Origin of the sequence: Pseudomonas sp. Q11 (assembly GCF_024494355.1) — a bacterium.
In the GTDB taxonomy this organism is placed as follows: Bacteria; Pseudomonadota; Gammaproteobacteria; order Pseudomonadales; family Pseudomonadaceae; genus Aquipseudomonas; species Aquipseudomonas hefeiensis.
In genome coordinates, this window is record NZ_JAKNQY010000032.1 from 67,504 (window position 1) to 74,898 (window position 7,395).

Here is a 7,395-nt window from a genome sequence, read left to right on the forward strand (position 1 = left end):
TTTCAGCGATCCCAGTAAGGCACTTCGCCAAAACACTCCAGAAAGAAGTCGATCACGGTGCGCACTTTTACCGACAGGCGTCGGCTGCCTGGCCAGAGGATGGCGATCTGCTGGGGTTCAAGGCTGTTGGAGGCTTCGTAGTCGCGCAATACCGGCACCAGGGTGCCGTTGCGCACGGCTTCACCGATCAGCCACGACGGAAACATCACCAGTCCCAGGCCTTGTTCGGCCGCCTGGGTCAGGGTGTCGGCGTGGTTGCCGGTGATCGGGCCTTTGACGTTGTAGGGCGTCCAGGCCTGACCCGGACGGCGGAAAAACCAGCGCTGCTGGCCGGCCACGCCTTTGTAGGCCAGGCACTGATGGTTCGCCAGATCCTGGGGTTTGAGCGGCGTTCCGCGGCGTGCCAGGTAAGCGGGGCTGGCGGCGATCTGAAAGCGGTGGGGGGCGAGGATTCGCGCCTGCATGCCTGAATCGTGCAGCGGGCCGATGCGAAACAGCAAGTCAGCGCCTTCCTGCAATGGGTCGACATAGCTATCGGTTTGCTGGATGTCCAGTTGCAGCCGGGGGTAGCGTTCACACAATGACCCTAGCCACGGCGTCAGATGGCGCTGGCCGAACACCACCGGGGCGTTGATCCGCACCAATCCTGCCGGTTCACTGTGTTGCTCCTGCAGCGCCTGTTCGGCCTCTTCCAGTTGCACCAGCAACAGACGTGCATGATGGCCCAGCAGGCGGCCGGCTTCGGTGGGCGAAACGGCGCGGGTGTGTCGATACAGCAACTGCTGGTTGAGCGCCTGTTCCATCAATTGGACTTGCCGGGAAATCGACGACGGCGCCAGGCCTTCGCGCCGGGCCACCTCCGAGAAACTGCCGTGGTCGAGCACGGCGACAAACAATCGCAGGGCCTTGAAGCCGAGTTCGTTGAGACCGTGCATGGGCTGCTCCGCTGTGCGAGTTACGCAAAAGTGTTGTCGGGATGCTCCCATTTATCGCACAGCTGAGCCAGCCGATAATCCCGCTCATTGTTCTTCATCACAGGTTCTGATCATGCAAGCGTCTTCACTCAACGCCGCCGCGCCGGCGGCTGCCTCCAAACCACGCGCGCTTTTGCGCTGGCTGTTGCTGCCCCTGGTGATTCTGGCCGGCATGGGCCTGTCGGTAGAGGCCGGTCTGCTGGGGCCGCTGGGGGTTCAAGTGGGGCATCTCTGGGCAACCCTGAGCATTTTCGGCGTCGGTTCGGCGATTCTGTTTCTGCTGGTGCTGCTCAGTGGCCCGCAACAAGGCCCCGCCGTGAATGAGTTGCCGCGCTGGCAATTGATCGGCGGTTTCCTGGGGCCGATCTACGTGGTGGTGCTGACGCTTGCCACGCCCCACATCGGCATTGCCATGACCATGGTCGCGATCCTTTCCGGGCAAGTGGGCAAAAGCGTGCTGATCGACCATTTCGGCTGGTTCGGTGCAACCCGCAAGCCGGTTAACGGCGAGCGCTGGCTCGCCCTGGCGCTGATCGTCGTAGCCCTTGTCCTGATTGCCCGAGGTTGAATATGAATCTGTTTTTGCTATTGCTGCTGGTCGTTGTTGCCGGTGCGGTGTTGAGTGTGCAGGCGGCCATCAACGGTCGCCTGGGCCAGACGGTCGGTGTGCTGCGCAGCAGTCTGCTGACATTTGTCGTGGGCACGGTGGTCACCGGGTTACTGATCGTGTTTTTTGAACCCGCCCACGCCGTCAGCCTGCTGGACGTGCCGAAATGGCAACTTGGCGGTGCCTTGTTTGGCGTGGTGTACATGATGGTCATGGTCGGCGCGGTGCCAAGGGTCGGCACCGCCGTGGCGACCGTGGCGGTGATCCTCGGGCAGTTGGCCATGGGCATGCTGATCGACAACTTCGGCTGGTTGGGCAACCCCGCTATTGAGTTGTCCGGGAGCCGGGTGCTGGCAATGGCCTGCCTGGCACTGGCGCTGGTGTTCATGTATCGCAGCAGTGCACGGCAGGCCTGAGAACGTCAGTCGGGCTCGACTTCCAGTCGCAGGCTGCCATCGTCCAAACGCTTGGCAAGCCGGACAATGCCGCTCTTGCGCCGGCCTTCGGCACTGAACACCACGATCTGGGCCTTTTCCAGATCGTCCGGCAGCGGTGGTTGTACGTGCAGCGCGAACCACGGCGGTTCACCGTCGTCGAGGCGTTGGACATCGTACTGGCAGTCAATGCCTTTGGTCTGGTGACCAAACAGCGTGTCGAGGCCGTAATCAATGTGGGTGCCGTCGTCGGCAGCAGGGGCGAGGGACATCAGCGGTCTCCTGAGATGAGTGCTCGGCGGGTCTTCTAGTGATTCCTCTGGCGGGGGAAAATTCAATGGGTTCGCGCCGGCACTGAACCGGCGGCGTTGCTGCTAGAATCGCCCACCTTGACTTACGAGAGGTATGCCCATGAGCGAGCCGATTCGCCTGACCCAGTACAGCCACGGCGCCGGTTGCGGCTGCAAGATTTCGCCACAGGTGCTGGAAGTGATCCTGGCCGGCAGCGGTGCGCAGAACCTTGACCCCAAGTTGTGGGTTGGCAATGCCTCCCGAGACGACGCCGCGGTATACGCCATCGACGAGGAGCGCGGGGTGGTCTCTACCACCGATTTCTTCATGCCGATTGTCGACGATCCTTTTGATTTCGGTCGCATCGCCGCCACCAATGCCATCAGCGACATCTACGCCATGGGCGGTGATCCGTTGATGGCGATTGCGATTCTCGGCTGGCCGGTCAACGTACTGGCCCCGGAAATCGCTCGCGAGGTGATTCGCGGCGGTCGTTCCATCTGTGACGAGGCGGGTATTCCCCTGGCGGGCGGCCATTCGATCGACGCACCCGAGCCGATTTTCGGCCTGGCGGTCACAGGCCTGGTGCAAAAGCGCCATATGAAGCGCAACGACACCGCCACCGCTGGTTGCCGCCTGTACCTGACCAAGCCCTTGGGCATCGGCATCCTCACCACTGCGGAAAAGAAAGGCAAGCTGCGCGCCGCCGATGTTGGCCTGGCCCGCGACTGGATGTGCACCCTCAACAAACCGGGCAGCCGCTTCGGCAAGCTCGACGGCGTGGCGGCGATGACCGACGTCACCGGTTTCGGCCTGCTCGGGCATTTGGTGGAAATGGCCGATGGCAGCCAGGTGACGGCACGTATCCGCTACGACGCGGTGCCGCGTCTGCCGGGCGTCGAGTATTACCTTGACCAGGGCTGCGTACCGGGCGGTACGCTGCGCAACTACGACAGCTACGCCAGCAAGGTCGGGCGCGTGCAGGAACTGCACAAGCGAGTGCTGTGTGACCCGCAGACCAGCGGTGGTCTGCTGATCGCTGTCACGCCCGAGGGCAACGAAGCGTTTCTGGCGGTTGCCGCCGAACTGGGGTTTGCACTGGAGCCGATCGGTGAACTGGTCGAGCGACAGACCTACGCGGTCGAGGTGTCTTGATGGCCAACGACATCACCGATTACCGCGACATTTTTCTCAACGACCGACCGATGATGGACACCCGCGCACCCGTCGAATTTCTCAAGGGCGCATTCCCCGGCGTGGTCAATCTGCCGTTGATGACCGACATCGAACGGCAACGGGTCGGCACTTGCTACAAGCAGCAGGGACAGCAGGCGGCCATTGTCCTGGGGCATCAACTGGTGTCCGGCGACACCAAGGCGCAACGTATCCAGGCCTGGGCCGAGTTCGCAACGGCCCATCCTGACGGTGTGTTGTATTGCTTTCGGGGCGGCTTGCGTTCACAGATCGTCCAGCAGTGGCTCAAGGACGAGGCGGGCATCGACTATCCCAGGGTCGGCGGTGGCTACAAGGCCATGCGTACATTCTTGCTGGACACCGTCGAGCAGGCGGTTGCCCAATGCGACCTGGTATTGCTGGGCGGCATGACCGGCACCGGCAAGACAGAAGTGCTGACTCAGTTGAGTAACAGCCTGGACCTGGAAGGCTACGCCAACCATCGCGGTTCGAGCTTCGGCAAACGCGCCACCGGGCAGCCTTCCAATATCGATTTCGAGAACCTGCTGGCCGTGGATGTGCTGCAAAAGCGTGCCGCTGGTATTGAACAGTTCGTGCTGGAAGATGAAAGCCGCATGGTCGGCAGCTGCGCCTTGCCACTGCCTTTGTACCAGCGCATGCAACAGGTTCCGATGGTCTGGCTTGAAGACAGCGTGGAACGGCGGGTCGAGCGGATCCTGAGTGATTACGTCATCAACCTGAGCGGCGAATTTATCGCTCTACATGGCGATGAAGGGTTCTCGCTGTTTTGTGAACGGTTGCTGGGGAGCCTTAATAACATCCACAAACGCCTGGGTGGCGACCGCCATCGACGTTTGCTCCAAATCATGGAAGCTGCCTTGGCCGAGCAGGCGACCAGCGGCGCCGTCGACTTGCATCGCGGCTGGATCGAAGGCCTGTTGCGTGAATACTACGACCCGATGTACGTGTTCCAGCGCGAGAAGAAGGGCGGGCGGATCGAGTTCGCGGGTGAGCAGTTGGCAGTGCTGGAGTATCTGCGTGAGCGAGCAGCCCGCAAAGGGTGATCGCTTCTTTCCAGACATAGCAACTATGGCTGGTCACCGCCAATCCCCTGTGGGAGCGAGCCCGCTCGCGATAGCGGTGGATCAGTGGCGGTGATTGAGGAAGTATCGTCGAAAATAATGCCCGCAGCCTATGTCGGACAAGTTTCCTGCCCGTTATCCAGGCCTTGCTTGTAGTTCTGGCTGGTGAGACTGGCCTTGCCGTTGTGCCAGGTCAGGGTCAGCACATACAGCGAATCGAAATCCCCCGATTCCCAGTCATCGGTAATCGTCTGTTTCTTACCCATCGCGTCGCTGGCGACCTCGTTGATCAGCTCCGGCAGGTAGCCGTGTGACCAGGCCGTGTAGATGGTCGAGTTGTGATACTTGTTGTCCAGCAGTTCGTCAGCCAGGTCACTGGTGTCATTGGCTGAATACTCGATGTTAACCGGCAGCCCGAGTTTGATGGCACTGGGGCTGATGGTCATCAGCGGGCGAATATAGCTGTAGGAGTTGTCCAGTTCACCCTCTTCGACGTTGCGGGTCGGGTTGGCCGCGAACACATAGTCGGCCTTGCCGAATTTCTCCGGCAACAGGGTGGCCAGGTCGATGGCGCGATTAAGCCCCTGGCAATTGAGCTGGCCCAGGCCGCCGGCGGGTTTCTCTGCGTGGCGCAGGAACACCAAGGTCTGGATGCCGTCGGCCGGTTCGGCGCGGCTGATGCTGGGTTCCAGCAACAGCACCAGGCCACCCATTGCAAGGAGCGTCGGCAATACCAGCCACGAGCGGTGTTTGAAGCGTTTGGCAACATTCAGTGGGTTCATCATCGAATAATGTTCTTCGGCTCTCTCAAATCAGGCTGACAAACCCTGGCACCACGAAGCTTTTGGCTTCGGGTGTGTTCCTTGTCATTACGCCGCTGCGAGTTCTCGGGGCATTGCTCAGAGTCTTCTGGCGCCCTTTGGTTCGATACCGACCGATTCCATGCACTGTAAGGCCTCCTGCCAGGAGGTAGGGCGAATGTTAGCGACAGGATGTTGCGAATTTAAGAATGGGGGGTGTGAATTTCGTGACGCGTTCATTTGTGTTCCGCATTTAAAGAATCGCCCTACACCTGCCGTCTCTTTCTCTGACTTATTTTCCCTGTCGTCCTCGGCAAAGTCTCGCGCCCACTCCTGAGCCGCGAGCTGCCTGCATGCCCGACTACGAAAAAATTCTTGCCCAGGGCAACGTCATCGGCTCGCTGGTGATTGCGGCCATGGATCCCGAGCAGCCGGATATCGAAGCAGTTCTCAAGGACTTTCGAAACTGCCTGAACGACTACGACGCCTGGGCTGAAAGCTTCTGGACCGGCTGGGCGTTGGATATCGAGCAGGTATTCAAGGTCGGTAACGAAGTGTCGCTGGCGGCGCCGAAGAACCTTGATCAACCCATCAGCGCCACGGTCGTCGCTTGTCCGGCGGAGGGTCCGCTGACACTGGTGCACATGTTTCAGGCGGCACGCTTCGTGCCGATTGGCGACACACCGGTGATGCTGGAGCCGGTCACCGGGGGCGAGCCGGGGAAGGAAACCTTCGGCGAACCGGTTAATCACGTGATCGGCCCCAGCGGCATTCTGGAAGTCCGCGACTGTTGGCGAGGCCAGCGTTATCGCATCACCTTTTTCCCCCATGTGACGGCGAACCACGTCAAGGCGTTGTATGCGTCCTACCACGGCGTGATCGACGAACTTGAGGGTTGGCTGAAAGCGGAGTGGGAGCAGTTTCAACCGCAGTGGAGGGAGTTTACCGACGCCGGGTTTCTCGAACGCTACGGTGTGTTGCAGCACGCCGATTGGCGCGGTTTCAAAAACGCCCTGCATCAGCTATGGGACGACGTCAAACAGGTCTTCGAACTGCTGGCCGATCTGCAGGCCAATAGCGAAAAGCTGTTGGAGTACCTGACCCAGGCCGAGCTTGAGCAGCTACTGAAGGCGTCTTCCGAGGCGATTGCCAAAGGACTGATGGTGTTGAGCGACGAGCCGTTGCTCTTCGTTCACATGGCGGCGTTCGCCAGTTGGCTGCGGATGTTGCCGCCTCAGTACCTGGCCGAAGTTGTCGGAGAGCTGCGCGCCTCGGTGCTGATCAACTTCCTGCTAATGCGTTTGACCGGGGGGCTGGGCCTGGGTCTGCGCATGAGCGGTAATGTGCTGGGTCGGGTTCGCTCGGAGCGGGCCCGGGAGTGGTTGCTGGCGTCGAGCCTGAGATTGGGCCAACTCACCCCCGACCGGCTCAATCAACATGCCGATGTGCTCAAACCGTTGGTGGTCAGCCAGCGTGCGCCGTTAAAACCGACGCCTGTCGGACCTTTGCACATTACCCCTGAGAATTCTGCGCCAGTGTCCGTGAGCAATCCGGCGGCCATGGCGCGGGAAAAATCCCAGCCTTCTACACGCCTGAGCGAATACGAACCCCACGACGACGCCGCAAACCAATCGAAAAACCCCAACGGCGACAGTACCGACACCGCGGCCCTGACCCAGACCAGCGGCTGCCCGGTGTCGATGGTCACCGGCGAGGAACTGCTGACCCTGGACGACGGCACCCTCGACGGGCGTTTGCCCTTCGTCTTCACCCGCTTGTACCGCACCAGCGCGGTGGACCTGGACGTCGGCCTGGGCCGTGGCTGGAGCCATGCCCTGGCGCATCGTTTGTTGCCTGAGGGCGAGCAGGTCATCTGGATCGACCAGGAAAACCGCCGTACCACGTTTCCGCTGCCCACCGAGCAGCGCCCGGCGATTCACAACAGCCTGGCCCGGGCGGCGATTTACCTCGGGATCGAGCCGGACGAACTGATCATCGCCCAGCCCGGCGAAG

The 7,395-nt window shown here is 61.1% G+C and carries 8 protein-coding genes; 5 read left to right on the forward strand and 3 right to left on the reverse strand.

The window, feature by feature from the left end:
• Positions 1 to 2: 2 nt before the first annotated feature.
• On the reverse strand, positions 3 to 935 hold the full coding sequence (locus tag MA884_RS24995) for a LysR family transcriptional regulator (RefSeq protein ID WP_256233021.1): 933 nt from the start codon (positions 933 to 935) through the stop codon (positions 3 to 5).
• Positions 936 to 1,047: 112 nt separating this feature from the next.
• Here MA884_RS24995 and MA884_RS25000 point away from each other — a divergent pair, with 112 nt between their 5' ends.
• On the forward strand, positions 1,048 to 1,542 hold the full coding sequence (locus tag MA884_RS25000) for a DMT family transporter (protein WP_256233022.1): 495 nt from the start codon (positions 1,048 to 1,050) through the stop codon (positions 1,540 to 1,542).
• A gap of 2 nt (positions 1,543 to 1,544) precedes the next feature.
• Complete coding sequence (locus MA884_RS25005) at positions 1,545 to 1,997, forward strand: DMT family transporter (RefSeq protein WP_139049622.1); 453 nt, start codon at positions 1,545 to 1,547, stop codon at positions 1,995 to 1,997.
• A gap of 5 nt (positions 1,998 to 2,002) precedes the next feature.
• Here MA884_RS25005 and MA884_RS25010 read toward each other — a convergent pair whose 3' ends face one another.
• Complete coding sequence (locus tag MA884_RS25010; protein ID WP_256233023.1) at positions 2,003 to 2,287, reverse strand: hypothetical protein; 285 nt, start codon at positions 2,285 to 2,287, stop codon at positions 2,003 to 2,005.
• 139 nt (positions 2,288 to 2,426) lie between these two features.
• Here MA884_RS25010 and selD point away from each other — a divergent pair, with 139 nt between their 5' ends.
• Positions 2,427 to 3,461 (forward strand): selenide, water dikinase SelD, encoded by a 1,035-nt coding sequence (selD, locus tag MA884_RS25015; protein ID WP_256233024.1) that lies wholly within the window; start codon positions 2,427 to 2,429, stop codon positions 3,459 to 3,461.
• Entirely contained in the window at positions 3,461 to 4,564 is a 1,104-nt protein-coding gene (mnmH, locus tag MA884_RS25020) for a tRNA 2-selenouridine(34) synthase MnmH (RefSeq protein WP_256233025.1), read from the forward strand. Before selD ends, mnmH begins: the two co-directional genes overlap by 1 nt.
• Before the next feature lie 128 nt (positions 4,565 to 4,692).
• Here the strand turns inward: mnmH and MA884_RS25025 are convergent, their stop codons facing one another.
• Positions 4,693 to 5,364 carry a histidine phosphatase family protein gene (locus MA884_RS25025; protein ID WP_371134819.1) on the reverse strand — a complete coding sequence of 224 codons (672 nt, stop codon included), beginning with the start codon at positions 5,362 to 5,364 and terminating at the stop codon, positions 4,693 to 4,695.
• A 371-nt stretch (positions 5,365 to 5,735) separates the two neighbouring features.
• Between MA884_RS25025 and MA884_RS25030 the strand changes: the two genes are divergently transcribed.
• A partial coding sequence (locus tag MA884_RS25030) for a DUF6531 domain-containing protein (RefSeq protein ID WP_256233027.1) occupies positions 5,736 to 7,395 on the forward strand: 1,660 nt, incomplete at its 3' end.

Bases quoted from the DNA above. Each gene is read 5' to 3' on its own strand.
- MA884_RS24995 (WP_256233021.1), bottom strand. From the start codon at position 935: ATGCACGGTCTCAACGAACTCGGCTTCAAGGCCCTGCGATTGTTTGTC.
- MA884_RS25025 (WP_371134819.1), bottom strand. From the start codon at position 5,364: ATGAACCCACTGAATGTTGCCAAACGCTTCAAACACCGCTCGTGGCTG.
- MA884_RS25010 (WP_256233023.1), bottom strand. From the start codon at position 2,287: ATGTCCCTCGCCCCTGCTGCCGACGACGGCACCCACATTGATTACGGC.
- mnmH (WP_256233025.1), top strand. From the start codon at position 3,461: ATGGCCAACGACATCACCGATTACCGCGACATTTTTCTCAACGACCGA.
- MA884_RS25005 (WP_139049622.1), top strand. From the start codon at position 1,545: ATGAATCTGTTTTTGCTATTGCTGCTGGTCGTTGTTGCCGGTGCGGTG.
- MA884_RS25000 (WP_256233022.1), top strand. From the start codon at position 1,048: ATGCAAGCGTCTTCACTCAACGCCGCCGCGCCGGCGGCTGCCTCCAAA.
- selD (WP_256233024.1), top strand. From the start codon at position 2,427: ATGAGCGAGCCGATTCGCCTGACCCAGTACAGCCACGGCGCCGGTTGC.